This is a genomic window from Plantibacter auratus (assembly GCF_050587365.1).
In the GTDB taxonomy this organism is placed as follows: Bacteria; Actinomycetota; Actinomycetes; order Actinomycetales; family Microbacteriaceae; genus Plantibacter; species Plantibacter auratus.
Genome location: NZ_JBOBFV010000001.1, coordinates 1,185,308 through 1,208,967 on the forward strand (window position 1 = coordinate 1,185,308; position 23,660 = coordinate 1,208,967).

Annotated in this window: 22 protein-coding genes and 1 pseudogene; 8 read left to right on the forward strand and 15 right to left on the reverse strand. The window is 69.3% G+C overall.

Annotation, left to right across the window (positions count from 1 at the left end; all coding sequences use genetic code 11):
• Nucleotides 1–30: 30 nt before the first annotated feature.
• The gene (locus tag ACQ3HE_RS05525; RefSeq protein WP_430891635.1) at nucleotides 31–720 is read left to right on the forward strand and encodes an AzlC family ABC transporter permease; all 690 of its coding nucleotides are present in this window, start codon (nucleotides 31–33) and stop codon (nucleotides 718–720) included.
• On the forward strand, nucleotides 717–1,040 hold the full coding sequence (locus tag ACQ3HE_RS05530; RefSeq protein WP_430891637.1) for an AzlD domain-containing protein: 324 nt from the start codon (nucleotides 717–719) through the stop codon (nucleotides 1,038–1,040). Before ACQ3HE_RS05525 ends, ACQ3HE_RS05530 begins: the two co-directional genes overlap by 4 nt.
• A gap of 4 nt (nucleotides 1,041–1,044) precedes the next feature.
• On the opposite strand, the gene ACQ3HE_RS05535 is transcribed toward ACQ3HE_RS05530, so the two are convergent.
• Nucleotides 1,045–1,824, reverse strand: coding sequence for a glucosamine-6-phosphate deaminase (locus ACQ3HE_RS05535; RefSeq protein ID WP_191940656.1), 780 nt, complete (start codon nucleotides 1,822–1,824; stop codon nucleotides 1,045–1,047).
• Nucleotides 1,817–2,728 (reverse strand): ROK family protein, encoded by a 912-nt coding sequence (locus ACQ3HE_RS05540; protein WP_430891639.1) that lies wholly within the window; start codon nucleotides 2,726–2,728, stop codon nucleotides 1,817–1,819. The genes ACQ3HE_RS05535 and ACQ3HE_RS05540 overlap by 8 nt, the downstream gene beginning before the upstream one ends.
• Nucleotides 2,729–2,987: 259 nt before the next feature.
• Between ACQ3HE_RS05540 and ACQ3HE_RS05545 the strand changes: the two genes are divergently transcribed.
• Nucleotides 2,988–3,368 (forward strand): hypothetical protein, encoded by a 381-nt coding sequence (locus ACQ3HE_RS05545; protein WP_430891641.1) that lies wholly within the window; start codon nucleotides 2,988–2,990, stop codon nucleotides 3,366–3,368.
• A gap of 101 nt (nucleotides 3,369–3,469) precedes the next feature.
• On the opposite strand, the gene ACQ3HE_RS05550 is transcribed toward ACQ3HE_RS05545, so the two are convergent.
• The 4 genes from ACQ3HE_RS05550 to ACQ3HE_RS05565 all read right to left on the reverse strand — a co-directional run bounded on the left by ACQ3HE_RS05550 (nucleotide 3,470) and on the right by ACQ3HE_RS05565 (nucleotide 8,035).
• The gene (locus tag ACQ3HE_RS05550; protein ID WP_430891921.1) at nucleotides 3,470–4,294 is read right to left on the reverse strand and encodes a carbohydrate ABC transporter permease; all 825 of its coding nucleotides are present in this window, start codon (nucleotides 4,292–4,294) and stop codon (nucleotides 3,470–3,472) included.
• An 89-nt stretch (nucleotides 4,295–4,383) separates the two neighbouring features.
• Nucleotides 4,384–5,337, reverse strand: a complete 954-nt coding sequence (locus ACQ3HE_RS05555; protein WP_370582582.1) for a carbohydrate ABC transporter permease — start codon at nucleotides 5,335–5,337, stop codon at nucleotides 4,384–4,386.
• Nucleotides 5,334–6,671 carry an ABC transporter substrate-binding protein gene (locus tag ACQ3HE_RS05560; protein WP_159878005.1) on the reverse strand — a complete coding sequence of 446 codons (1,338 nt, stop codon included), beginning with the start codon at nucleotides 6,669–6,671 and terminating at the stop codon, nucleotides 5,334–5,336. The genes ACQ3HE_RS05555 and ACQ3HE_RS05560 overlap by 4 nt, the downstream gene beginning before the upstream one ends.
• 149 nt (nucleotides 6,672–6,820) lie before the next feature.
• Nucleotides 6,821–8,035, reverse strand: a complete 1,215-nt coding sequence (locus tag ACQ3HE_RS05565; protein ID WP_064296642.1) for an NADP-dependent isocitrate dehydrogenase — start codon at nucleotides 8,033–8,035, stop codon at nucleotides 6,821–6,823.
• A 281-nt stretch (nucleotides 8,036–8,316) separates the two neighbouring features.
• Here ACQ3HE_RS05565 and ACQ3HE_RS05570 point away from each other — a divergent pair, with 281 nt between their 5' ends.
• Nucleotides 8,317–8,769: a GNAT family N-acetyltransferase gene (locus ACQ3HE_RS05570; protein ID WP_430891642.1), complete on the forward strand. Its 453-nt coding sequence runs from the start codon at nucleotides 8,317–8,319 to the stop codon at nucleotides 8,767–8,769.
• Nucleotides 8,770–8,773: 4 nt separating this feature from the next.
• Nucleotides 8,774–8,968 (forward strand): annotated as a pseudogene (locus ACQ3HE_RS05575) (MGMT family protein); the annotation flags it as partial.
• A 47-nt stretch (nucleotides 8,969–9,015) separates the two neighbouring features.
• Here ACQ3HE_RS05575 and ACQ3HE_RS05580 read toward each other — a convergent pair.
• The 6 genes from ACQ3HE_RS05580 to sucC all read right to left on the reverse strand — a co-directional run bounded on the left by ACQ3HE_RS05580 (nucleotide 9,016) and on the right by sucC (nucleotide 15,172).
• Entirely contained in the window at nucleotides 9,016–9,351 is a 336-nt protein-coding gene (locus tag ACQ3HE_RS05580; protein ID WP_430891644.1) for a hypothetical protein, read from the reverse strand.
• Between the two features lie 109 nt (nucleotides 9,352–9,460).
• The gene (purH, locus tag ACQ3HE_RS05585; protein ID WP_159877997.1) at nucleotides 9,461–11,068 is read right to left on the reverse strand and encodes a bifunctional phosphoribosylaminoimidazolecarboxamide formyltransferase/IMP cyclohydrolase; all 1,608 of its coding nucleotides are present in this window, start codon (nucleotides 11,066–11,068) and stop codon (nucleotides 9,461–9,463) included.
• On the reverse strand, nucleotides 11,065–11,691 hold the full coding sequence (purN, locus tag ACQ3HE_RS05590; RefSeq protein ID WP_085510275.1) for a phosphoribosylglycinamide formyltransferase: 627 nt from the start codon (nucleotides 11,689–11,691) through the stop codon (nucleotides 11,065–11,067). Before purN ends, purH begins: the two co-directional genes overlap by 4 nt.
• 9 nt (nucleotides 11,692–11,700) lie before the next feature.
• Complete coding sequence (locus tag ACQ3HE_RS05595) at nucleotides 11,701–12,978, reverse strand: cell division protein PerM (protein ID WP_430891646.1); 1,278 nt, start codon at nucleotides 12,976–12,978, stop codon at nucleotides 11,701–11,703.
• Nucleotides 12,979–13,103: 125 nt separating this feature from the next.
• Nucleotides 13,104–13,994: a succinate--CoA ligase subunit alpha gene (sucD, locus tag ACQ3HE_RS05600; RefSeq protein WP_064296653.1), complete on the reverse strand. Its 891-nt coding sequence runs from the start codon at nucleotides 13,992–13,994 to the stop codon at nucleotides 13,104–13,106.
• A 14-nt stretch (nucleotides 13,995–14,008) separates the two neighbouring features.
• The gene (gene sucC / locus ACQ3HE_RS05605; protein WP_124768842.1) at nucleotides 14,009–15,172 is read right to left on the reverse strand and encodes an ADP-forming succinate--CoA ligase subunit beta; all 1,164 of its coding nucleotides are present in this window, start codon (nucleotides 15,170–15,172) and stop codon (nucleotides 14,009–14,011) included.
• Nucleotides 15,173–15,332: 160 nt separating this feature from the next.
• Here sucC and ACQ3HE_RS05610 point away from each other — a divergent pair, with 160 nt between their 5' ends.
• Both ACQ3HE_RS05610 and ACQ3HE_RS05615 read left to right on the forward strand, forming a co-directional pair.
• Complete coding sequence (locus tag ACQ3HE_RS05610) at nucleotides 15,333–16,133, forward strand: oxygenase MpaB family protein (RefSeq protein ID WP_159877991.1); 801 nt, start codon at nucleotides 15,333–15,335, stop codon at nucleotides 16,131–16,133.
• 104 nt (nucleotides 16,134–16,237) lie between these two features.
• Nucleotides 16,238–17,812: a hypothetical protein gene (locus tag ACQ3HE_RS05615; RefSeq protein WP_430891648.1), complete on the forward strand. Its 1,575-nt coding sequence runs from the start codon at nucleotides 16,238–16,240 to the stop codon at nucleotides 17,810–17,812.
• Here ACQ3HE_RS05615 and ACQ3HE_RS05620 read toward each other — a convergent pair.
• The 3 genes from ACQ3HE_RS05620 to ACQ3HE_RS05630 form a co-directional block, all read right to left on the reverse strand.
• Nucleotides 17,739–18,740, reverse strand: coding sequence for an SseB family protein (locus tag ACQ3HE_RS05620; protein ID WP_430891650.1), 1,002 nt, complete (start codon nucleotides 18,738–18,740; stop codon nucleotides 17,739–17,741). The genes ACQ3HE_RS05615 and ACQ3HE_RS05620 overlap by 74 nt on opposite strands.
• A gap of 70 nt (nucleotides 18,741–18,810) precedes the next feature.
• A complete protein-coding gene (locus tag ACQ3HE_RS05625; RefSeq protein ID WP_079705283.1) occupies nucleotides 18,811–21,279 on the reverse strand; it encodes an ATP-dependent helicase in 2,469 nt (822 codons plus the stop codon).
• Nucleotides 21,280–21,292: 13 nt separating this feature from the next.
• Nucleotides 21,293–22,372, reverse strand: coding sequence for a glycerophosphodiester phosphodiesterase family protein (locus ACQ3HE_RS05630; RefSeq protein WP_430891923.1), 1,080 nt, complete (start codon nucleotides 22,370–22,372; stop codon nucleotides 21,293–21,295).
• A 194-nt stretch (nucleotides 22,373–22,566) separates the two neighbouring features.
• On the opposite strand from ACQ3HE_RS05630, the gene ACQ3HE_RS05635 reads away from it, so the two are divergent.
• On the forward strand, nucleotides 22,567–23,424 hold the full coding sequence (locus ACQ3HE_RS05635; RefSeq protein ID WP_064296659.1) for a Bax inhibitor-1/YccA family protein: 858 nt from the start codon (nucleotides 22,567–22,569) through the stop codon (nucleotides 23,422–23,424).
• Nucleotides 23,425–23,660 lie beyond the last annotated feature (236 nt).

Sequence of the window (23,660 nt, forward strand, 5' to 3'; positions counted from 1 at the left end):
AACGCTTGATCGACGTTCAATATAGTGTACGTGCGTTCGATATGGAGTCACCTCGGTCGGCCGACCACGCGGGCCATCGCGCTGGTCTGCATCGCCGACGGGCTGGTCGGCATCTCCTACGGAGCCGTCGCCGTGCACTCGGGAATCCAGCCCTGGGTCGTGCTGGCGCTCGCCCTGCTCGTCCTCGCCGGCGCATCGGAGATCCTGTTCGTCGGGATCGTCGCGGCCGGCGGGAGTCCGCTCACCGCCGCCCTGGCAGGGTTGCTCGTGAACGCCCGTCACCTGCCGTTCGGCCTCGCGATCCACGAGGTCGTCGGTACGGGCTGGCGTCGCGTGCTCGGGACGCACCTCCTCAACGACGAGTCCGTCGTCTTCGCGCTCGACCAGGACACCCTGGATCGGAAGCGCGCCGCGTTCTGGGCGTGTGGCCTCGGCATCCTCCTCTGCTGGCCGGCGGGCGCGGCACTCGGAGCCTTCGCCGGCACGGTGATCGAGGACACGGACGCCTTCGGACTCGACGTGATGTTCCCCGCCGTCCTGCTCGCCCTCATCTTCCCCGCCCTCCGCGAGCGCCGGACGCGCCGAGCCGCGCTCGTCGGCGCCGTCGTCGCCGTCGCCGCGACGCCGTTCCTCCCTTCGGGGATCCCCGTCCTGTTGTCGCTCGTCGGTCTCCTCTTCGGCTTCGGCCGGAAGCAGCCGAAGGCGGAGGTCACCGCGTGAACCAGTCGATGCTCGTGCTGGTCGGGATCCTGATCCTCGCGGTGGGCACCTACACGTTCCGCCTGGCCGGGCCACTCCTGCGGACCCGCGCCGAGGTCTCGGAACGGGTCGAGACGCTGCTCGCGGACGCCGCCATCGTCCTGCTCATGGCGGTGCTCACGACCACGGCCCTGACCCAGGACCAGCAGTTCGCGGGATTCGCGCGACTTTCGGGCGTCCTGATCGCCGGCGTCCTCGCCTGGAGGAACGCGCCGTTCGTCGTCATCGTCCTCGCGGCAGCCCTCACCACGGCGCTCCTCCGCCTGGCGGGCGTCGCCTGAGCCGTCAGATGCCCTGCCAGGCGGGCTTGTTGGCGTACGCGTAGCGGTAGTAGTCGGCGTGCTGCAGCTCGGACGCCGCCGCTTCGTCGAGGACCACCGTGGCGCGCGGGTGCAGCTGCACCGCCGAACCGGGGAGGTTCGCGGAGAGCGGCCCCTCGAGCGCAGCGGCGATCGCAGCGGCCTTCCCCGCACCGAAGGCGAGGAGGACGAGGTGTCTCGCACGGAGGATGGTGCCGAGTCCCTGAGTGATGCAGTGCATGGGTACGTCGTCGATCGAGTCGAAGAACCGTGCGTTGTCCCGGCGGGTCTGCTCTGTCAGGGTCTTCACGCGGGTGAGCGAGGCGAACGACGAGCCCGGCTCGTTGAACCCGATGTGGCCGTCGGTGCCGATGCCGAGGATCTGCAGGTCGACGCCGCCGGCGGCCTGGATCGCCGCTTCGTAGTCGGCGCCGGCGTGCTGGATGGTCTCGGCCGCACCGTTCGGCACCTGGATGCGCTCGGGCGCGAGGCCGAGCGGCTCGACGACCTCACGCGTGATGACGGAACGGTACGACTCGGGGTGCCCGGCCGGCAGGCCGACGTACTCGTCGAGGGCGAACCCGCGCACCTGCGAGAGATCGAGGCCCTGCGAGCGTGCGGCGAGCGCCTCATAGACGGGGAGCGGTGTCGAACCCGTCGCCAGTCCGAGGACGGCGTCTGGACGCTCCTCGATCAGGGCGACGATCGCCTCCGCGACGAGGGCGCCTGCGGCACCGCTGTCCCCCACGATCACGACTTCAGCCATGCGACGATTCTCCTCTTCCCACGAGCGCTGCGCCGATGGCCGCGACGGGGGATCCCGTCGGCACGAGGCGCACGCGCTGTTCCAGTTGCAATGATGCGACGAATCGAGACCCGGCGGCGGATTCGGCCAGAGCCTCGCGGATGACGGCGAGCAGTCGCTCGCCGAGAGCGGTGAGTCCTCCTCCGAGGACGATGTCGTCGGCGTCGACGGTGAGGGTCAGGATGCGGACGGCCGCGGCCGCTCCGTGACCGAGGCGTGCGCGGAGCGCGATGGCCCGCGGGTCACCGGCGTCGGCATGGTCGAAGAGGTCGAGCACCGGCAGCGCCACGTCGGCTCCCCAGGCGGCGGAGACCGCACCACCGGCGGCCATGGTCTCGACGCACCCGCGCTGCCCGCACCCGCAGCGGTCGCCGAGCGGATCGACCGACAGATGCCCGACCTCGCCGGCGACCCCGCTCGAGCCCTGCCAGAGCCGGCCGTCCGTGACGATGCCGGCGGCGACGCCCGTGCCCAGATTGAGGTAGGCCATCGTGCCGGAACCGTCGAGCAGCTGCCAGGCGCCGAGCGCGGCCGCCTTCACATCGTTCTCCACGGCGACGGGGACGCCGAGGCGCTGGGCGAGGATCGCACCGAGCTCGAGTTCCTCCACGTCGAGGTTGACGGCGTGGGTCACGCGGCCGGTGCCCGGGACGATGAGGCCGGGGATACCGACGCCGACCGACGTGAACGCGTCGATCGGACGCGCGACGGCGTCGGAGAGCCGACTGACGGCCTCGACGGCGGTTTCGACGACCGCTTCCGGACCGCGTCCGGTGCCCAGCCTGAGCCGGTGCAGGAGCGCGCCGTCATCCGTCACGACGACGGCATCGGTCTTCGTGCCGCCGATGTCGAGTCCCACCCTCACGCGGTTCGTCTCCGGAGGGCGTCGTGGCGCGTCTGCATGCTGTGGTTCCTTCGATCCGTGATGCGACCCGCTCGCACCACCGGTTTGTTCGCCAAGCTTACAAATAAACGGGGCTCGCGTCCATGCCGACGACGACCACACATGATGATCGGGCCGCGCACGCCTGCGGGTGGCGGGCTCGACCGGGTAGCCTGGAGGCCGACCCGCAGCGCGCGGGCGGGCCCGCCACGGGCACCGAACACGGGGGAATCACACCACCATGAAGAAGAACGCAGCAGCATTCCTCGGCGCGATCGCCGTCTCGGGCCTGCTCCTCACCGGCTGTGCCGGCGGCGCCCAGAGCAAAGAGGATGCATGCAAGCTCATCCAGTCCGAGGTGACGGAGTCGGCTTCGCAGCTGCAGTCGGGCCTGAGCTCGCTGTCCTCCGACCCCGAGGCGGCCGTCACCCAGCTCGACGACTTCTCCGGAACGTTCAAGGCGGCGGCCGACAAGGTCACCAACGACGAGGTGAAGACCGCGGCGAACGACTCGGTGAAGGCGCTCAACGACTTCATCGACGTCGCGAAGACGGCTGTCGACGACCCGCAGAACGTCGACCAGACGGGGCTCACCGATTCACTCACGAAGCTCCAGGACTAGTTCACCACGCTCGGCAACACCTGCAGCCTCTAGCTCGACACGACTGACGACGGGCCCCGGATCGGCTGATCCGGGGCCCGTCGCCGTCTCCGGTCCGACGGCTACTTCACGGATCCCTCGGTGAGCCCGCCACGCCAGAAGCGTTGCAGCACGATCATCGCGATCGCCAACGGGATGATCGACAACAGCGCGCCGCCGGTCGTCAGCTCGTAGAACTCCGGCAGGCGGTCGACCTGGCTCCGCCAGTTGTTGAGGCCCAGCGTGATCGGGTACAGCGTGCTGTCGGACAGCATGACGAGCGGCAGGAAGTAGTTGTTCCAGATGCCGACCAGCTGGAAGAGGAAGACGGTCACGAGCGCGGGCGTGAGGATCTTCAGCCCCACGGTGTGGAAGATCCGCAGCTCGCTCGCGCCGTCGATCCGTGCCGCCTCGATGAGCGAGTCGTCGATCGTCGCTTCGGCGTAGATCCGGCAGAGGAACAACCCGAACGGCGAGACGAGCGACGGCAGGAGCACCGACCAGTACGTGTTCGCGAGCCCCATCTGACTGAAGAGCAGGAACAGCGGGAGCGCGGTGGCCGTCCCCGGCACGAGGACCCCACCGAGGATGGCGCCGAAGACGAGGTTGCGCCCGCGGAACCGGTACTTCGCGAGCGCGTATCCCCCTGCGGCGGCGAGGTACGTCGCGATGAGTGCTCCCACGCCCGCGTACAGCACCGAGTTGCCGAACCAGCGGACGAAGATGCCGCCGTCGTAGGTGAGCACCTCGTGGAGGTTCGACCACAATGAGAACTCGGAGCCGAGGAGGAAGCCGTTGCTGCCGAACAGATCCTCGGTGCTCTTGGTCGCAGCGATCACCACCCAGTACACCGGCACCAGGAAGTAGACCGCGACGACGACGAGGATGCCCGTCACGAGCACCCGCATCGCCCTGGATCCACCCGGCCGACCCTGCTGATCGCTCAGCCGCTGGGCTCGCTTCGACGAGGTCGCGGTCGTGATGCTCCGGGTCTCGCTCATGATGCCCTCCTCGACGTCAGACGCAGGAAGATGAACGACAGCGCGAACGCGACAACGGCGATGAGCACCGCCTGCGCTGCGGCGACGTTGTAGTCGTTGTAGGCGAACGCGGTCGTGTAGGCGCTGAGGTTCGGCGTGTACTCGTTGTCGATCGCGGGCGACACGGTCTGCAGCACCTGGGGCTCGGCGAAGAGCTGGAGCGTGCCGATGATGGAGAACACGGTCGTGAGGATGAGCGCCGGCCGGATGAGCGGGAGCTGGATGCTCATCGCGACGCGGAACGGGCCGGCGCCGTCGACCTTCGCGGCTTCGTACACCTCGCCGGGGATGGCCTTCAACTGGGCGACGATGATCATCATGTTGTAGCCGGTGTAGGTCCACGTCACGATGTTGGCGATGGACCAGAGCACGGTGCCTGCGCCGAGGAAGTCGAGCTCGATCCCCATCGCCCCGGCGATGTCGATGATCGGGCTGAGTCCCGGGACGTAGAGGAACGACCAGAGGATCGTCGCGATCACGCCGGGGATGCCGTAGGGCAGGAAGTACACGGCCCGGAAGAAGCCCGGCCATTTCGCGGAGGCGGACTCGAGGAGGAGCGCCAGCAGGGTGCACAGGGCGATCATGACCGTGACCTGCACGACGCCGAAGAGGAGCATCCGGCCGATCGAGGCGATGAAGTTGCCGTTCTCCAGGGCCTGGGCGTAGTTGGAGAACCACGCGAACTCGGTCGTGACACCTTCCTCGCCGAAGACGCCCTTCCGTGAGACCCGGAGGAAGCTGCTGCCGATCGCGACGATGATCGGCAGGATGAAGGTGAGGACGAAGAGCGCCAGGAACGGTCCGAGGAGCACCCACGGAGCCGCGACCGAGGTCCGGCGTCGTCGTTGCGCTCCCGACCGCGACGGGTCGTCCGCCACACCTCGCGCCGGGCGTTCCGTGACGGCGCTCACGACGCCGCCTCGATCCGGAGGCCCTTGTTGCGGAAGGCGGTGATGACGTCGCGCTGTCCCTGGACCACGGCGTCCACGAGGGTGCCGCCCGAGGCCTTGGCCCGGAACCCGTCGGCGAGGATGTTGAAGGTCTGCTGGGTGAGTGGCCACCACTGCCACTCGTTGTTCTGTTCCTTGGCCGCCGGCACGAAGACCTCCTCGTTGTAGTTCTGGCCACCGAAGAACTCGCTCGGTTGCTGTCGGCGGGCACCGATGTAGGCGTCGTTCGGCGACCACCCGATGCCGGAGTGCTCGATCATGGCGTCGATGCCGGCGTCGCTCGTGGTCATCCACACGGCGAATTCGAGCGCCTCCCTCGGGTGGGCGCTGTTCGCCAGGACGGCAGCCGTGGACCCGCCCTGGAAAGTCGAGCCGTACCCCTCGCTCCCCCACCGGGGCAACGGCGCGACCCGCCACTTGCCCTCGGCCCCCGAGACGCCCTGCAGGAGGGCGTCTCCCCAGCTGGCTCCGGCGAGCGACGCGATCGAGTCCTTCGCCGCAGCGGCGAACCAGGCCGGTGAGAATTGACTGTAGGAGGTGGTCATGACGCCCTCGTCGATGGCCCGGTCGAAGAATCTGGCCGTCTCCAGGGTCGCGTCGTCCGTCATGTCCACGATCCACCGGTCGCCGTCGACGCGGAACCAGGACGCGCCGGCCTGGGTCGCCATGGCCGCGAACCACGAGGCGTCGTCGAGGGCGAAGCAATCCAGGTACATGTCGGCCTCGCGCACCGCCCCCGCCACCTGCAACCACTCGTCCCAGGTGGCCGGGGGCTTCGCGCCCACCCGGTCGAGCAGGTCCGGGCGGTAATAGAGCGCCATCGGACCGGAGTCCTGTGGGATCCCGTAGACCCCGTCGACGTAGGAGACCTGGTTCCAGAGGGTCTCGTTGTACCGCGACGCGACCTCGTCCGCGCCGTAGCGCCGGAGGTCGACCAACCCGTTCACGAGCAGGAACTCGGGGAGCGTCCGCATCTCGACCTGCGCGAGGTCCGGACCACCACCCGCGGCGAGCGCCGAGTAGAGCTTCTGATACCCGCCGTCGTTGCCTCCGGGGATCCAGACCGCCTCGACCTGCACGTTCGGGTGGTCGGCGTTCCAGACGTCCGCGACCTTCTGGAGGTCCTTCAACCAGGCCCAGTACGTGAGCGTGATCCGTTCGCCGGCGGCTGCCGGGGCGATCGTCGGACCGGTGTTCGGCGACACCGTCCCCGGGGTGGAACAGCCCGCCAGGAGCGCGGTCGCACCACCCGCTGCAGCCCAGGCGAGCAACTGTCTTCTCGTCATCGGTGACATCGATGGTCCTCACTTCGTCGTCGAGGTGGTCCATCGACGCTAACACGACCGTCCGGACCGGCGTCGAGACCCGAACGGCGGACGGGGCCCGGGAGCGTGTGCTCCCGGACCCCGTCCGTGTGGTGCTGCTGTCGGTCAGGCCGACGTCATCAGGCCAGGCGTGCCTTGAGGTTCGCCGAGATGGTCTCGAGGAACTCCTCGGTCGTCTGGTAGGCCTGGTCGGGGCCGACGAGGAGCGCGAGGTCCTTCGTCATGGCGCCGGACTCGACCGTCTTGATGACGACGTCCTCGAGGGTCGCCGCGAACTCGATGAGCTCCTGGTTGCCGTCGAGCACGCCTCGGTGCTGCAGGCCACGGGTCCACGCGAAGATCGAGGCGATCGGGTTCGTCGACGTGGGCTTGCCCTGCTGGTGCTGGCGGTAGTGGCGCGTGACGGTGCCGTGTGCCGCCTCCGCCTCCACGATCTTGCCGTCGGGCGTGGCCAGCACGCTCGTCATGAGACCGAGCGAGCCGAAGCCCTGCGCCACGGTGTCGGACTGCACGTCGCCGTCGTAGTTCTTGCAGGCCCAGACGTAACCGCCCTCCCACTTCATGGCCGAGGCGACCATGTCATCGATGAGTCGGTGCTCGTAGGTGATGCCGGCAGCCTCGAACCGCTCCTTGAACTCCGCGTCGAAGATCTCCTGGAAGATGTCCTTGAACCGGCCGTCGTAGGCCTTGAGGATGGTGTTCTTCGTGGAGAGGTACACCGGGTAGTTGCGGTTCAGGCCGTAGTTGAGGCTCGCACGCGCGAAGTCGCGGATCGACGCGTCGAGGTTGTACTGCACCTGTGCGATGCCGTCGCCGGGCGACTGGAAGACCTCGAACTTCTGCGGCTCCGAACCGTCGTCGGGCGTGAACTCGACCGTGAGCTTGCCCTCGCCCTTGAACAGGAAGTCGGTCGCGCGGTACTGGTCGCCGAACGCGTGGCGGCCGATGATGATCGGCTTGTTCCACCCGGGCACGAGACGCGGGATGTTCGAGATGATGATGGGCTCGCGGAAGATGACGCCGCCGAGGATGTTGCGGATGGTGCCGTTCGGGCTCCGCCACATCTTCTTGAGACCGAACTCCTCGACACGGGCCTCGTCGGGGGTGATGGTCGCGCACTTGACGCCGACGCCGTGCTTCTGGATGGCGTGTGCGGCGTCGATCGTGATCTGGTCGTCCGTCTCGTCACGCTTCTCGATGCCGAGGTCGTAGTACTCGAGGTTCACATCGAGGTAGGGGTGGATGAGCGAGTCCTTGATGAACTGCCAGATGATGCGAGTCATCTCATCGCCGTCGAGTTCGACGACGGTGCCTTCGACCTTGATCTTCGACACTGGTTGTCCTTTCTGATGCCGCCCTGAGCCGAGCGGCCTACGGAGGTGCGCACGCGGTGGAGTGCTCCGCATGGCATGGAGGAGACCGCATCCGAAAGGTGGACGGCACGGCCACGCCCTAGCTTACAAGACCCGCCAGGTCTCTTGACATCGAGACAGTTGCGGATGGCCTGGTTCCGTCCACGACCCCAGCTGTGGGTCGGCCGTGGAAGTCGGCGGTCACCGCGTGTCGCCCGGGGGCCGGACTATCCGCGGTCGGCTCGACCGGTTAGCCTAAGGACATGGCTGAGCTGCGTCTGGAAGAACTGTCCGCATCGAAGATCGTGGCGGTCAACGCGCTCACCATGAAACCCGGGCAGGAGCAGTTCATCGCCCCGGTGTCCTACGCGGTCGCCGCCGCGGTCGTGAACCCCGCCACCTCCTGGCAGCGCGTCATCCTCGACGGCGACGAGGTCGTCGGCTTCATCTCCGCCAACTTCGACCACGAGTCGACGCAGGAGGAGTTCCGCTCCGCCCTGTGGCGCATCAACGTCGACGCCGACGACCAGGGCCGGGGCGTCGGCCGGTTCGCGGTGGCCTCGCTCATCGAGGAGGCCAAGCAGCGTGACTTCGACCACGTCAACGTCATCTACGAGCCCGGTGATCTCGGTCCGGAGGCGTTCTTCCTCCGCGTCGGGTTCACCCCCGTCGGCGAGACCCAGTACGGCGAGACCATCGGCAGCATCAGTCTCTGAGGCCGTGAGCGGGTCGTCACCGACGGACTCGGCTGAGGCGTTCGCCGAGGCCGTACTGGCCGTCGTCGCCGACATCCCCGAGGGTTGCGCCCTGAGCTACGGCCAGGTCGCGTCGATCATCGGGTCGAAGTCCGCGCGCGGCGTCGGTCGTGTGATGGCGCAGTACGGGCACGCCGTGCCCTGGTGGCGGGTCGTCCGGTCGGGCGGTCTCCCTCCGACGGGGCACGAGGATCGCGCGCTCGAGCACTACGAGGCAGAAGGCAGCACGGTGCTGTCGATGGGCTGCCCCGTCGTCGCCACCTGGACGATGAGCCCGAGGAGCGCTCCGATGACGGCGAGGGCGGCGCCGCCCAGCAGGGCGAGGAGTCGGTACCGGTAGAGGCCGACGACGCCCACGATCAGCAGCAGCACGAAGGTGATGATCGTGCTCTCGAAGAAGTACGGACTCGCCTGGGCGAAGATCGTCCCGGCGAACTGGTAGCCGACGAACGTGACGAACATGACCCCCAGGAAGCCCACGACGATGGTCGCGACGGCGGCGGCGGCGGATGCGATGAGCTTGCGGCTCCAGGTGGCAGTCATTCGACAACCGTAGCTCAACGACACAGCGGCGTCGGGCCACGGGGGCCCGACGCCGCTGGGAGATCACCAGGAGCCTGCCCAGAACCCCCACAGGGGCGGGCGGCACGGCCTAGTGGAAGAAGTGACGCTCCCCCGTGAAGTACATGGTCACGCCGGCGGCTTCGGCCGCAGCGATGACCTCTTCGTCGCGGACGGAACCACCGGGCTGCACGACCGCGCGCACACCGGCGTCGAGCAGGACCTGCAGGCCGTCGGCGAACGGGAAGAAGGCGTCCGAGGCCGCGACGGAACCCGCGGCACGGTCACCGGCTCGGCTCACGGCGAGGTGGCAGGAGTCGACGCGGTTGACCTGCCCCATGCCGACGCCCACGCTCGCGCTCCCCTTGGCGAGCAGGATGCCGTTGGACTTCACCGAGCGGCACGCCTTCCACGCGAAGATGAGGTCGAGCAGGGTGTCGTCGTCGGCGGGTTCGCCAGTGACGAGCGTCCAGCCCTTGGCGGTGTCCTGGGGGTCGTCGGCGAAGCGGTCCGCGTCCTGGTAGAGCAGGCCACCCGAGATCTGCCGGACCTCGCGGTCCTCGCGCACGAAGTCCTCCGGCAGCTGCAGGAGCCGCAGGTTCTTCTTCGTCTTGAGCACCTCGAGCGCGGCGTCCTCGAACCCCGGGGCGACGAGCACCTCGGTGAAGATCTCCTTGACCGTCTCGGCCATGCCGAGGGTCACGACGCGGTTGGCCGCGATGACGCCGCCGAAGGCGGAGACCGGGTCGCACTCGTGCGCCCGACGGTGGGCCGAGGCGATCGGGTCGGGTGCCTTCGGGTTCGCGAAGGCGATACCGCACGGGTTCGCGTGCTTGATGATCGCGACGGCGGGGTTGGCGAAGTCGTAGGCCGCGCGGACTGCCGCGTCGGCGTCGACGTAGTTGTTGTACGACATCTCCTTGCCGTGCAACTGCGTCGCCTGGGCGATCCCGGCACCGCCCGGACGGACGTACAGCGCCGCGGCCTGGTGCGAGTTCTCGCCGTAGCGCAGCACCGCCTCGCGACGACCGGTGACGGTCAGCGTGCTGGGGAAGGCCTCGGCTGCGGTCGTCTCCGTGCTCGCGAACCACGCGGACACAGCCGCGTCGTAGGAGGCGGTGTGGTCGAAGGCCTGCGCGGCGAGCGAGCGACGCTGAGCGAGCGTGGTGCCGCCGGCGGCGACGGCCTCGGTGATCAGCCCGTAGCGCTCGGGAGAGACCACGATCGCGACGTTGGCGTGGTTCTTCGCCGAGGCGCGCACCATCGCCGGTCCACCGATGTCGATCTGCTCGACGACGTCGTCACCGGCTGCGCCGCTCGCGACCGTCTCGACGAAGGGGTACAGGTTCACGACGACGAGCTGGAACGGCTCGATGCCGAGCTCGGCGAGCTGGGCCTCGTGGGATTCGAGCCGCAGGTCGGCGAGGAGTCCGGCGTGCACCGAGGGGTGCAGGGTCTTGACCCGACCGTCGAGCGACTCGGGGAATCCGGTGACCTCGGACACATCGGTCACCGTGTGGCCCGCACCGCGGATGGTCGCCGCGGTGGACCCGGTGGAGACGATCTCGACGCCCGCTGCGGCGAGTGCGCCGGCGAGCTCGAGCAGCCCGGTCTTGTCGCTGACCGAGATCAGCGCCCGGCGGACGGGGACGAGGTCGCGTTCGCGGTAGAGGCTGTGGTCGTGGCTGGGACCGCTCATGACTGGGGTGCTCCTTCTGCTGGCGGGCGGGACGCCGTGGAGAGCGCCTCGAGGTCGATGGTTCCGGTGGCGAGGTCGCGGACGGCCTGGACGAGGAGTCGACGCTCCACCGGCTTGATCCGCTCGTGGAGGCTGTGCTCCGTGTCTTCGGGCAGGACGGGGACGCGCTCCTGCGAGATGATCGGTCCCGCGTCGACGCCGTTGTCGACGACGATGATCGATGCCCCGGTCTGCGAGGCGCCTGCCGCCAGGGCGTCCCGGACGCCGTGCGCACCCGGGAACTCGGGGAGGTACGCGGGGTGCGTGTTGATGATGCGCGGCGAGAGGGCGTCGACGACCACGGGTGGCAGGAGGCGCATGAGGCCGCTGAGGACGAGGACGTCCGGGTTCCAGACCCGGATCTGCTCGAGGAGGGCTGCGCCCCACTCCGCCCGTGAGTCGAAGGACGAGTAGGGGACGGTGAACGACGGGATGCCGAACTCCTCGGCGTGAGCGAGACCGTCAGCCTCCCGATCGGCACCGACGGCGATGACGCGAGCGGGGAAATCCGCGTCGCGTGAGGCTTCGAGGAGGGCGCGGAGATTGGATCCGCCACCGGAGATCAGCACGACGAGTGACAGCACCAGAGCATCCTATCGGTCGCGGGCACCCTGGCCGCTCGGCTGGGCGTGCAGCTCCGGGAGGCGGTCCTCCTCGGCGAGATGCGTCGGACCGGCCGCCATGCCGACCACGGCCGCGATCCCGACCGTCAGCGTGGTCCACAGGCCCGTCGCCCAACCGTTCGGGCCGACCTCGATGAGGCGGCCTGGGCCTGCCGCGCCCGCCGAGAGGGCGGCGAGGACACCGACGATGATGCCCGCTGTGACCCCGACGCCGAGACCGACGACCGCCAGCCGCGCGAGCCCGCCACGCCCGTCGAGGTCGACGAGCAGACGACGGCGCAGGACCACGGCAGCGGCGAATCCGATGACGACCGGGACCACGAGGACCGCGAACCCGAGCGGGCTCTCCCCCGTCGGGATGGCGCCGAGGACCGGCACGGCCGGCATGGGCCCGACGAGCGTGCCGATCGGCGAGATCGCCGTGCCGCTCCCGATGGCGAAGCCCGCGCCGGTGATCCAGCTCATGGCCCAGATCACGAGGTTCGGCAGGTACAGGAGTTCGGCGCCGGTGACGATGGCACCGCCCAGGACGCCGAACTGCGCGCTCTCATGCAGGGAGATGATGGCGCCGTAGCCGACGGCGATGAGGATGGCGGTCAGGACCGCGGAGACCGCCACGAGTCCGGTGGCGGCGAGTGCTCCACCACGCAGCGCCGCGACGACCATCGACCAGGTCCCGTCCGGCATCCGGTCCCGCATCGCGCGGAGTCCGTCGAGGATCGGATCGACCGCGTCCTGCTCTCGGAACCGGACCCACAGCGCGGCGACCACGACCCCGCCTGCGAAGCGCACGGTCGGCGCGAGGGTCCCCTGGACGATCGAGGGACGCACCGCCGGGTGGAGGGCGGTGAGGGTCACGAGGAACGAGAGCAGGGCGAACACGAGCACCGACAGCACGACGCCACCCTGCCACCAAGTGCTGCGTGCCGCGCGGGCCCCGGTGCGCAGGCCGAACAGGACCGTGCCGATCGTGAAGGCGAGGGGCGCCAGGGAGACGAGGAACGGTTCCATCCCGGCAGGCAGGCCGAGCTGCGTGACGAGGGCCGTGTCGAGGGAGATGCGCATGCTCGAGCCGTTGCCGAGCGCCCAGATGTCGACGGCCCCCCGCCAGAGCGCGGCGGGGTCGACGTCCAACTGGAAGTGCAGGGCCCACAGGGCGAGGAGTGGGACGAGTGCGACACCGATGCCGATGGCCACGGCGAGGGTGGCATCGAGGGCGGCGAGGAGGGCGACGGTCAGACGGTTCATGCGCCTTCGACCCTACCTGGAGCCGCGCGTGCGGACGGTCAGGCACACGGCGTGCGTGGGCCGAAACGCCACGACGCGACGCCCGATCCGGGCGTCGCGTCGTGGTCGCAGTCGAGCTGCGGGTGTTACAGCGAGGCGATGATCTCGCGCATGAGGTCGGCGGTCTCGCTCGGCGTCTTGCCGACCTTGACGCCGGCGGCCTCGAGGGCCTCCTTCTTCGCCTGCGCGGTACCTGCGGAGCCCGAGACGATCGCGCCGGCGTGGCCCATCGTCTTGCCCTCGGGCGCGGTGAAGCCCGCGACGTAACCGACGACCGGCTTCGTGACGTTCGCCTTGATGAAGTCGGCCGCGCGCTCCTCGGCGTCGCCACCGATCTCGCCGATCATGACGATGGCCTTGGTCTCGGGGTCGGCCTCGAACGCGGCGAGCGCGTCGATGTGCGTCGTGCCGATGATCGGGTCGCCGCCGATGCCGATCGCCGTCGAGAAGCCGATCTCGCGCAGCTCGTACATCATCTGGTACGTGAGGGTGCCCGACTTCGACACGAGGCCGATCGGTCCCTTGCCGGCGATGTTCGCGGGCGTGATGCCCACGAGCGACTCCCCCGGCGTGATGATGCCGGGGCAGTTCGGGCCGATGATGCGGGTCTTCGAGCCCTTCGACTGGGCGTAGGCCCAGAACTCGGCGGAGTCGCCGACCGGCACACCTTCGGTGATGATGACGAGCAGCGGGATCTCGGCGTCGATGGCCTCGATGACCGCGTCCTTGGTGAATGCCGGGGGCACGAAGGCGATCGACACGTCTGCGCCGGTCTCCTTGATGGCCTCGGCGACCGTGCCGAACACGGGCAGCTCGACGCCGCCGTCGTGGGTCACGGTCGTGCCGGCCTTGCGGGCGTTCACGCCACCGACCACCTGGGTGCCGGCCTTCAGCATGAGCGCCGTGTGCTTGGTGCCCTCACCGCCGGTGATGCCCTGGACGATGACCTTGGAGTCCTTGTTGAGGAAGATTGACATGCTTGTGCGATCCCTTACTTCGAAGCCAGCTCGGCGGCCTTGTCGGCGCCTTCGTCCATGGTTGCGGCGAGCGTGATGAGCGGGTGCGCGGCGGCGGCGAGGATCTCGCGGCCCTCCGCGACCTTGTTGCCGTCGAGGCGGACCACGAGCGGCTTCGTCGCTGCGTCACCGAGGATCTCGAGCGCCTTCACGATACCGTTCGCGACCGCGTCGCAGGCGGTGATGCCACCGAAGACGTTGACGAACACGCTCTTCACCTGGGCGTCGCCGAGGATGACGTCGAGGCCTGCTGCCATGACCTCGGCCGAGGCGCCGCCGCCGATGTCGAGGAAGTTGGCCGGCTTCACGCCGCCGTGCTGCTCGCCCGCGTAGGCGACGACGTCGAGCGTGGACATGACGAGTCCAGCGCCGTTGCCGATGATGCCGACCTCGCCGTCGAGCTTGACGTAGTTGAGGTCGTTCTCCTTGGCCTTGAGCTCCAGGGGGTCCTCGGCTGCGGTGTCTTCGAGTTCGGCGTGGTTCGGGTGACGGAAGGCGGCGTTCTCGTCGAGCGAGACCTTGCCGTCGAGGGCGACGATGCGCCCCTCTTCCGTGAGGACGAGCGGGTTGACCTCGACGAGCGTCGCGTCCTCACCCTTGTAGACGTCGTAGAGCTTCACGAAGACGTCGGAGACCTGGTCGACGAGCTCCTCGGGGAAGTTCGCAGCCTTCGCGATCTCGACCGCGGCCGCCTTGTCGACACCGGTGAGCGGGTTCACCTCGATGCGCGCGAGCGCCTCGGGCTTCTCGACCGCGAGCTGCTCGATCTCCATGCCGCCCTCGACGCTCGTGAGCGACAGGTAGGACCGGTTGGCGCGGTCGAGCAGCACCGAGAAGTAGAACTCCTGGGCGATGCGTGCGCCGGCCGCGACCATCACGCGCTTGACGACGTGACCCTTGATGTCGAGTCCGAGGATGGCCTTCGCCGCCTCGTAGGCCTCGTCGGGGGTCTTGGCGACCTTGACGCCACCGGCCTTGCCGCGGCCTCCGACCTTCACCTGGGCCTTGACGACGACCACGCCGCCGAGACGCTCGGCCGCGGCACGCACCTCGTCCGGGGTGTCGGCGATGATGCCGGCGAGGACCGGCACCTCGTACTGCTCGAACAGGTCTCGTGCCTGATACTCGTAAAGATCCACGTGTCATTCCCATCCGCGCTTCGCGCGTTCTGCTGTGATTGTCGTGGCGATTTTCGGCCGCGCGTTATCTCGGCGGCGAGAGAAAAAGGGCCAGTGACGACTCTACCCCCAGCGCTGCGCCGCAACCGGACGTTCACAGTGAACGACTAAGGTCGGGTCCATGACCGGCATGGCGGACCTCGCTCGCGAGGGCATCCTCGTCGCCGGCGCCGGGCGGGCCATCCTGCTGCAGATCGCGGACCCCTCGGTCGCCGCCGGGGTGGCGCGGCACAGCGACTTCGGTTCCCGCCCGCTCGACCGGCTGCACGCCACCCTCACCTTCGTGTACGCGCTCGCCCTCGGCACGCCGGAGGAGCAGCGCAGCGTGGCACGGCGGGTGAACCACGCCCACGCGCCGGTCCGTGCCCGGCCGGGCGAGGCCGCTCCCGGGTACTCGGCGTTCGACCACGACGCGCAACTCTGGGTCGCGGCGACGCTGTACGACACCGCCGTCCAGGTCTACGAGCTCGTGCTCGGTCCGCTCGACGAGGAGTCGCGGGAGCGCCTGCACCGTGAGTACGCGATCGTGGGGACGAGCCTGCAGCTCCCGCCCGACCGCTGGCCTCCGACCCGGGCCGCGTTCGACGAGTACTTCGCAGCCCGGGTCGCGGGACTCCACGTCACCGCGGAGGCGCGCCGCGTCTCGATCGAGCTCCTGACCGCTCGCGCGGCACCGCTCCCCGTCCGGTGCCTGCTCCCGCTCGTCCGGCTCGTGACGGCGGGACTGCTGCCCGACGGCTTGCGGAGCGCCTACGGGTTCCGCTGGACGCCGCGGCAGCAGCGTCGCTTCGCGCGGCGGGTCGCCGTCGCGCGGGCCGTCTGGCCGCGTCTTCCGCAGCGACTCCGTGCGGCACCCTCCGCCTGGTACCTCCGGGTGATGCGAGAGCGGGATCGCACGGAGGCGGCCCGCCACCTCGGCTGACGACGTTCCAGCACCGCCCTCCACAGCCCATTGGCGGAGCCGTCCCGTCCACATTCGGATTCCCGCCCGGCTGACCGAGGTGCCGTGGTTCGCACGATGGGGGCATGACAACACACCACCTCCCCCAGACCGGCCGCCTCCTCGGCGGCAGACCGCGGATCCTCCGGCTCCTGGCAGCCGTCCCGATCCTGCTCACGCTCGTCCTCGGCATCGTCCTCGGCGGCGCGACCGCATCCTCCGCACTGACCGCCACCGGCGCCGCCTACGGTCACCGCGACGCGTCGAACGGCCGCTGGCTCGGCTCGTGGGCCTTCGACGACGGGACGGTCGGGTTCTGCATCAACCTCGACCTCCCGATCCCGCCGGGTCACGCCTACGAGCACGTCGACGGATCATCGCTCGGGTGGTTCACCCCCGAGGACGCCGCCCGCCTGGCCTACCTGTCGCGGCACTGGGGCGCCAGCCAGGACGCCGACGAGGCAGCTGCGGGCCAGCTCGCCACCTGGATCATCACCGGCCTGAACGGGTGGACGCCGGCGCAGATCGCCGCTCGGGCAGGAGCGAGCGCCGACCGCGTGCTCTCCCGGGCCCATCAGATGCTCGCCGAGGCCGACGGCCCCGGCGGCGCGAGTCGGGGAGCGAGCGCCACCATGTCCATCGAACGCGGCGAGGACGGATTCGACCTCGTCCGAACCGAACTCGCCGTCGACTTCATCTCCTCCGGCGTCACCACCCTGCCACCGGGCACCCACACCGGGACCGTCACCCTCGACGGCGCTACCTTCGAGGACGGCACGTCCGAGCGGGCCGTCGGGAACGGTGAGAGCCTGCGGATCCTGCCGAGCACCGATGCCGCCGTCGTGGCGTTCTCAGCGAACGCCACGTTCGGTGAGCTGCCCTACGGTGCCGGCCTCACGATCGCTCGAAGCGCCGCCAACGTGCAGAGCGTCCTCATCGCCCGCCCGATCACGGTCGCGGCCGGAGCGAGCGCCGACCGCGAGCGCCCCACGCCACTCCCCTTCCAGCCGGTCGTCGTCACCACCACCTCGCACGCGACGGCGACACCGGGAACAGAGGTCACCGACCGGCTGTCCGTCGGGATCGCGACCGACACCGGCCTCGCAGCGGAGTGGGGCCTCATCGGGCCGGAGGGTGGACCGTACACGCCGATCCCGGTGACCGTCCGAAGCCAGTTGCTCGGTCCGTTCGCGGAGCGCCCGGTCGAGGCACCGGAGGTCCCGCTCGGAGCACCGGTGGTCTGCGAGGTCGAGACGCTCGTGGATGCAGGCCCCGGCGAGTACACGACGCCGTCCTGCGTCCTCCCTGAGGACGGCTACTACGTCTGGGTCGAGCGCATCGAGCCGAGCGACACCCTGCCGGAGAACGGCGGCACGATGATCCGGCCCTGGCGATCCGCCTTCGGCGTCGCCTCGGAGATCACCCTCGCCTCGACGCCGACCGTGCCCGAAGCGCGCCTCGCCGAGACCGGCGCCGACGACCGCTCCCTGCTCCTGGCCGGCTCCGCGGCGATCGGAGCGCTCGCGCTCGGCGGCATCCTGCTCACCCTCCGTGGGCGGATCACTCCGAGTGGTGCGGGTGCGGCGCTCAGCGCACGTCGAGGAGGGGTGCGAGCTGGGCGCGGTCGACGTCCAGCCACGGCGCCGCAGGGTTCACGATGATGCCGGTGATGCCCTCGTCGCTGCGGAGCGCGGCCGCGAGTTCCGCTGCGGTGACCGGGTACGCGTCATCCCCTCGTCCCAGTGCGGCGATCTCGATGGGCGAGGTGAAGACCTCCAGCAGTCGACGGTCGCCGAGGCGGGTCTCCGCGATGCCGACGGTCTTGCGGTTGCCGTCCTCGTCGACCTCGGCGCGACCGGCTACGAACCCGCCATGTGCAGCGAGCGCGGCGACCAGCCGCTGGAGGGCATCGGGTTCTCGCGGCTGGGCGAGCGCCTGCTTCGCGAGGTCGTTGTTCCGGCCGTCCCCGAACAGACGCACGATCAGCGTCTTCGGGACGACCGCACTCGCCTTGCCGTCGGCGGGGTTCAGGACGATGCCGGCGTACCCTTCGCCGGTCGCCTGACGGAGTGCCCAGACGGCGTCCACCGCGACCCCGGTGACCGGCCCGTCCGCCGTCCGCGTCTTCTCGAGCTCACGCGACGAGGTGAAGGCGAGGAGGTAGACGGCGCCCTCCGGGTCGCGGTGGACGCCGAGCGGGATGCGCCCGGCAGCCTTGTCTTCCTCCGAGACGCCGTCGAGGCTGGTGGACAACAGCAGCTTGCCCTGGATGCTCTGCCGCAACACGTGCATCATCGCCCGTTCATCGCCACCCTCCGCCAGGGCCGTGAGCGCCTGCGCGAGGTCGACGTTGGAGTCAGGCTCGACGGGAGCGGACGCCCGGGCCGGCGCCGGGGCCGCAGCAGGCACGGAGACAGGCGCCTCCGGTGTCCGAGCGGCTGCGTTGACCGTCGTGACCGAGATCGACACCTGCGGCACGGTCTCCGGGGCTTCCGCGGCCGGATCCACCTCATCCTCAGGTGCCGATGTCTCGGCCTCCACGGCTGCAGATCGGGCATCGGACGCGTTGCGCTTGGAGAACAGACCCATGATGCATCAGCCTAGATGCTGGATTCCGCTCAGGGAACCGGCCGGACCGACGGTGCGCGCCTCAGCGCAGTCAGTCGAGCTTCTCGATGGGCGCGATCTTGATCAGCAGCTTCTTCGCTCCGGCTGACTCGAACTGGACATGGGCGATGCGCTTCGCGCCTTCACCGGTCACCGCGTTCACCCGGCCCGGTCCGAAGTCGGCGTGGGAGATGCGGTCGCCGGGAACGAGCTCGAGGTCGCCGTTGTCGCGGACCTTCGCGGTGATGCGATTGGCCCAGGCCGTCTCCGGCTTGCTCGAACCGCCGGAGAACCGCGTGTCGCCCGCGGAGGCGCCCTCGGGGAGCGAGCGGACCGACCAGCGGTCGCTCGAGGGGGCACGGCGGGCGTTCAGGGCACGCGACTGCGTGCCACCACGACCGTTGACGTTGCCGGGCGACTGACGCCACTCGATCAGTTCGGCCGGGATCTCCTGCAGGTAGCGGCTGGGCATGGCGACGGCCGTCTCGCCGTACTGGGCACGCGTCATCGCCAGCGAGAGGTACAGGCGCTTGCGGGCGCGCGTGATGCCGACGTAGAACAGGCGTCGCTCCTCGGCCGGGCCACCCGGCTCGTTCGCCGACATCCGGTGCGGGAGGAGGTCTTCCTCGATGCCGGTCAGGAAGACCGCGTCGTACTCGAGGCCCTTCGCCGTGTGCAGGGTCATGAGCGACACGCTGCCCGTCGCGTCGTCGAGGTCGTCGGCCGCGGCGACGAGCGAGACCTCGGTCAGGAAGTCGACGATGCCGCCGTCGGGGTTGTTCTTGGCGAACTCCTTGGTGACGGCGATGAGCTCGTCGACGTTCTCGGCGCGTGCCTCATCCTGCGGGTCGCGACTGTTGCGCAGCGAGTCGAGGTAACCGCTCTTCGTCATGAGGAGCGACAGGACGTCGCCGACGGCGGTCGCGGACGCCGTCGGGCGGTCGGCCGCGGCGGCGTCGTCGAGCGCGGCCTGCGCTTCGTCGAGGAGAGCCGACAGCTGCAGGATCGCGCTCGTGACCTTCGGCCCGAGCCCGAGGGCGTCGGCGCGCCGCATGGCCTCGCGGAAGGTGACGCCGTTGTTCTCGGCGAAGCTCGCGAGTGCCGTCTCCGTCGCCGGCCCGATGCCACGCTTGGGCGTGTTCAGGATGCGTCGCAGCGCCATGATGTCGGCCGGGTTCGCGACCGACACGAGGTAGGCGAGGGCGTCCTTGATCTCGGCGCGTTCGTAGAACTTGGTGCCGCCCATGATCCGGTACGGGAGGGCCGCACGGATGAAGATCTCCTCGAGCGCACGGGTCTGGGCGTTCGTCCGGTAGAACACCGCGATGTCGCTGTAGGCCGTTCCCGCGTTCCGGAGCTTCTCGATCTCGTCGGCGATGAACTGCGCCTCGTCGTGCCCGGAGTACCCGGTGAAGCCGACGATCTTCTCCCCGTCGCCGACGGCCGTCCAGAGCTTCTTGTCCTTGCGGTCGAAGTTGTTGGAGATGACCGCGTTCGCCGCCGAGAGGATGTTCTGCGTGGAGCGGTAGTTCTGCTCGAGCAGCACCACCTTGGCACCCGGGAAGTCGCGCTCGAACTCGGTGATGTTCCGGATGTCGGCCCCGCGGAACGCGTAGATCGACTGGTCCGAGTCACCGACGACGGTGAGCGAGGCACCCTCGGTGCGGGTGGTGGCGAGCTGATCCGTGCCGGCCTCAGGCGCGCGGGTGAGCTCCCGGATGAGCGAGTACTGGGCGTGGTTGGTGTCCTGGTACTCGTCGACGAGGATGTGGCGGAACCGCTGCTGGTACTGCGCCGCGACGTGCGGGAACGCCCGGAAGAGGAACACCGTCTGGCTGATGAGGTCGTCGAAGTCGAAGGCGTTCGCGTCGGCCAGCGCGCGCGTGTACTTCCGGAAGACCTGCAGGAACACGAGTTCCTGCGGGTCGTTCGTGTTGATCGTGCGGGAGTACGACTCGACGTCCGACAGCTCGTTCTTGAGCTTCGAGATCTTCGCCGAGGTGTTCGACGGCGTGAAGCCGTATGCGTCGGCCTCGAGCTCCTTGATGATGCGCTTCAGGAGGGCACGTTGGTCGCCGCTGTCGTAGATCGTGAAGTTCTTGGTGAAGCCGAAGTGCTCGGCCTCGCGGCGGAGGATGCGGACGCAGGCGGAGTGGAAGGTGGATATCCACATGCCCTGCGCGGCCTGGCCGACGAGCGCCTGCACCCGCTCGCGCATCTCGGCGGCGGCCTTGTTGGTGAACGTGATCGCCAGGATCTGGCTCGGCCAGGCCTCCCGCTGCTCGAGCAGCAGCGCAACGCGGCGGGTGAGCACACTCGTCTTGCCGGACCCGGCACCGGCGACGATGAGCAGGGCCTGGCCCCGGTACTCCACCGCGATCCGTTGCTGCGGGTTGAGCCCCTCCAGCAGCCGACTCCCGCCGGCACGCTCGTCGGAGGACGACTCGGGAACGGTTGCCGTGGGCCAGCCGACGATCACCGGTTGCACGGCGTCGGCGTTCGAAGAAGGAGAGCTCGCCATATCGCCTGCAAGTCTAGGCGCTGCCTCCGACATCGCTCGGCCGAGCACCGCCGTCGCGGTGATCCGCACGGTCGCCGACCGCCGACCGCGCGGCGACACCGAGGTCGGCCTGGTCGACGAAGCAGCCGTCGACCCCTGAGGAGAGCACCAGGACGAACTCCTCGAGCCAGCGGCCGACCGCTGCCGGATCGGACCCGTCCCGGAAGGGTGGCGCGAGGAACCGGTTCTCGGGGCGGAGCGTCCAGGTGTAGACGCGCAGGCCCACCGCGTGGGCGCGCTCCACGAGGTCCGTCGGGTGTGCGCCGTCGTCGTCGCCCAGGTCGATGAGCATCGCCTTGTCCACGCTGATGGCGTCGACTTCGAGGGCGAGTGCCGCGAGTCCTGCGTCGGTCATCGCGTCGGCGTAGGACGGGGCTGAATCCCCCAGCCGGGCGACGAGATCGCTCGGCCTGCCGGACCGCTCGATGAGGTACACGAACTCCGCCTGCACCCGACGGGCCTGCAACGCCATGAGGACCGACTGCTCGAACGACTCGACGATGAGCGGCTCCGCATCGGGATCGGTGCCGAACTCCAGGGCGGCGAGCTCCTCGGCGAGGAGCCGATCGAGCGGGAGGCCGATCGACGCGAAGTAGTCGGCGTGCTTCACCTCGGCCACGATGCCGACGGGTCGTCGGTGCGCTTCGGCCGCGCTGCGCACGACCGCGACGAGGTCGGCGAACCGCAGGATGCCCTCGGTACCGTCGAATCCCGCACTCACCGTCCGTACCTCGGGGATCCGCTCGCGTGCGGTCAGGGTCGACAGCTCGGCCCAGGTGAAGTCCTCGGTGAACCACCCGGTCAGCTCGTGGCCGTCGACGCGCTTCGTCGTCCGCCGGTCGGCGAACTCCGCTCGGGCGGCGACGTCGGTCGTCCCGGAGATCTCGTTCTCGTGTCGGACCACGAGGACTCCGTCCTTCGACGCGACGAGATCGGGCTCGACGGCGTCCGCACCGAGCGCGACGGCCAATCGGTAGGAGGACTCGGTGTGCTCGGGGCGGTAACCGGGAGCCCCGCGGTGTCCGATGACGAGCGGGTTGGGCAGGGAGTCGATGCGCACGCCATCAGCCTAGGACGACGCTCCGGCGTGCGCGCAGGGTGCCGGCTGTCAGCCCGCCGCGAACATCGGCGTCCGTTCGGGGTTTTCCACGCGCGACCCGGCTGATTCAAAGGGAACTCGGATACTCTGGGTGTCAGCAGCGCCGCTTGGCGCGACACAGCCTCCACGACTGAGAGTAGGAATCAGCCATGGCCCTCGACAATCCCGCGTTCTCGAAGAACCCGGCATTCGCGAAGCAGGGAGGCGGGACGCTGCAGGCAGCTCAAGCAGCGAACCCCTCGCTGACCGCCGAACAGCTCCGCAAGATGTACGAGCAGCCCACCGCACCGGCGGGCGTCGGCACCGCCGACCGCATGACGATCGAGAACACGCTCGTCAAGACCCTCGGCTCGTTCGCCGTCCTCGTCGTGTTCGCCGTCATCTCCTGGATGTGGACGACCTCCCTCCTGCAGGCAGGCAGCGGCTACGCCCTCCCCATGATCATCGGCATGATCGGCGGCCTCGGCCTCGGTCTCGTCAACTCCTTCAAGAAGGAGCCGGTCCCGGCGCTCATCCTCGGGTACGCGGTCTTCCAGGGACTCTTCGTCGGTGGCATCTCGCGCGTCTTCGAGGCGAACCCGGCCTGGTCCGGCGTCGTCGTCCAGGCGGTCCTCGCGACCCTCGCCGTCGTCGGCGTGACCCTCGCCCTCTTCGCGAGCGGCAAGGTCCGCGCCTCGAAGAAGCTGACGAAGGTCTTCCTCGTCGCCATCATCGGCTACGGCGTCTTCCAGCTCCTCAACCTCGTGCTCATGTTCACGGGCGTGCTGAACAACCCGTTCGGCCTCTACGGCGCGACGATCTTCGGCATCCCGCTCGGGATCGTCATCGGCATCTTCGCGGTGCTGATGGGTGCGTACTCGCTGGTGCTCGACTTCGACTTCATCCAGCGTGGCGTGCAGAACCGCGCACCCGCAAAGTACGGCTGGACCGGCGCCTTCGGCATCATGGTCACGGTCATCTGGATCTACGTCGAGATCCTGCGTCTGCTGGCCATCTCCCGCAACTAGGAGCGCACGCACTGCAAGGCCCGTCCCGTTCGCGGGGCGGGCCTTCGTCGTTCCCCGGGCCGGTCGAGGTACTGCCCTTCGACAGGCTCAGGGACCGAACCCCTCGGACCGAGGCACCATCCCCGGTCCCACCCACCCCGGTCCCTGAGCCACCCACCCGGTCCCTGAGCCTGTCGAAGGGCGCGGACGATGGAAGGCCGCCCCGCGAACGGGACGGCCTTCCGATGACTCAGGGA

What these genes read in the sequence shown, in the direction of transcription:
- purH (WP_159877997.1), bottom strand. Translation starts at nt 11,068, where the DNA reads ATGAGCGGTCCCAGCCACGACCACAGCCTCTACCGCGAACGCGACCTC.
- ACQ3HE_RS05550 (WP_430891921.1), bottom strand. Translation starts at nt 4,294, where the DNA reads ATGCGGGTGCTCGTGACGGGCATCCTCGTCGTCGTCGCGGTCTACTTC.
- ACQ3HE_RS05610 (WP_159877991.1), top strand. Translation starts at nt 15,333, where the DNA reads ATGACCGGCATGGCGGACCTCGCTCGCGAGGGCATCCTCGTCGCCGGC.
- ACQ3HE_RS05595 (WP_430891646.1), bottom strand. Translation starts at nt 12,978, where the DNA reads ATGAACCGTCTGACCGTCGCCCTCCTCGCCGCCCTCGATGCCACCCTC.
- ACQ3HE_RS05535 (WP_191940656.1), bottom strand. Translation starts at nt 1,824, where the DNA reads ATGGCTGAAGTCGTGATCGTGGGGGACAGCGGTGCCGCAGGCGCCCTC.
- ACQ3HE_RS05625 (WP_079705283.1), bottom strand. Translation starts at nt 21,279, where the DNA reads ATGGCGAGCTCTCCTTCTTCGAACGCCGACGCCGTGCAACCGGTGATC.
- ACQ3HE_RS05580 (WP_430891644.1), bottom strand. Translation starts at nt 9,351, where the DNA reads ATGACTGCCACCTGGAGCCGCAAGCTCATCGCATCCGCCGCCGCCGCC.
- ACQ3HE_RS05615 (WP_430891648.1), top strand. Translation starts at nt 16,238, where the DNA reads ATGACAACACACCACCTCCCCCAGACCGGCCGCCTCCTCGGCGGCAGA.
- ACQ3HE_RS05635 (WP_064296659.1), top strand. Translation starts at nt 22,567, where the DNA reads ATGGCCCTCGACAATCCCGCGTTCTCGAAGAACCCGGCATTCGCGAAG.
- sucD (WP_064296653.1), bottom strand. Translation starts at nt 13,994, where the DNA reads ATGTCAATCTTCCTCAACAAGGACTCCAAGGTCATCGTCCAGGGCATC.
- ACQ3HE_RS05620 (WP_430891650.1), bottom strand. Translation starts at nt 18,740, where the DNA reads ATGGGTCTGTTCTCCAAGCGCAACGCGTCCGATGCCCGATCTGCAGCC.
- ACQ3HE_RS05545 (WP_430891641.1), top strand. Translation starts at nt 2,988, where the DNA reads ATGAAGAAGAACGCAGCAGCATTCCTCGGCGCGATCGCCGTCTCGGGC.
- ACQ3HE_RS05560 (WP_159878005.1), bottom strand. Translation starts at nt 6,671, where the DNA reads ATGTCACCGATGACGAGAAGACAGTTGCTCGCCTGGGCTGCAGCGGGT.
- ACQ3HE_RS05570 (WP_430891642.1), top strand. Translation starts at nt 8,317, where the DNA reads ATGGCTGAGCTGCGTCTGGAAGAACTGTCCGCATCGAAGATCGTGGCG.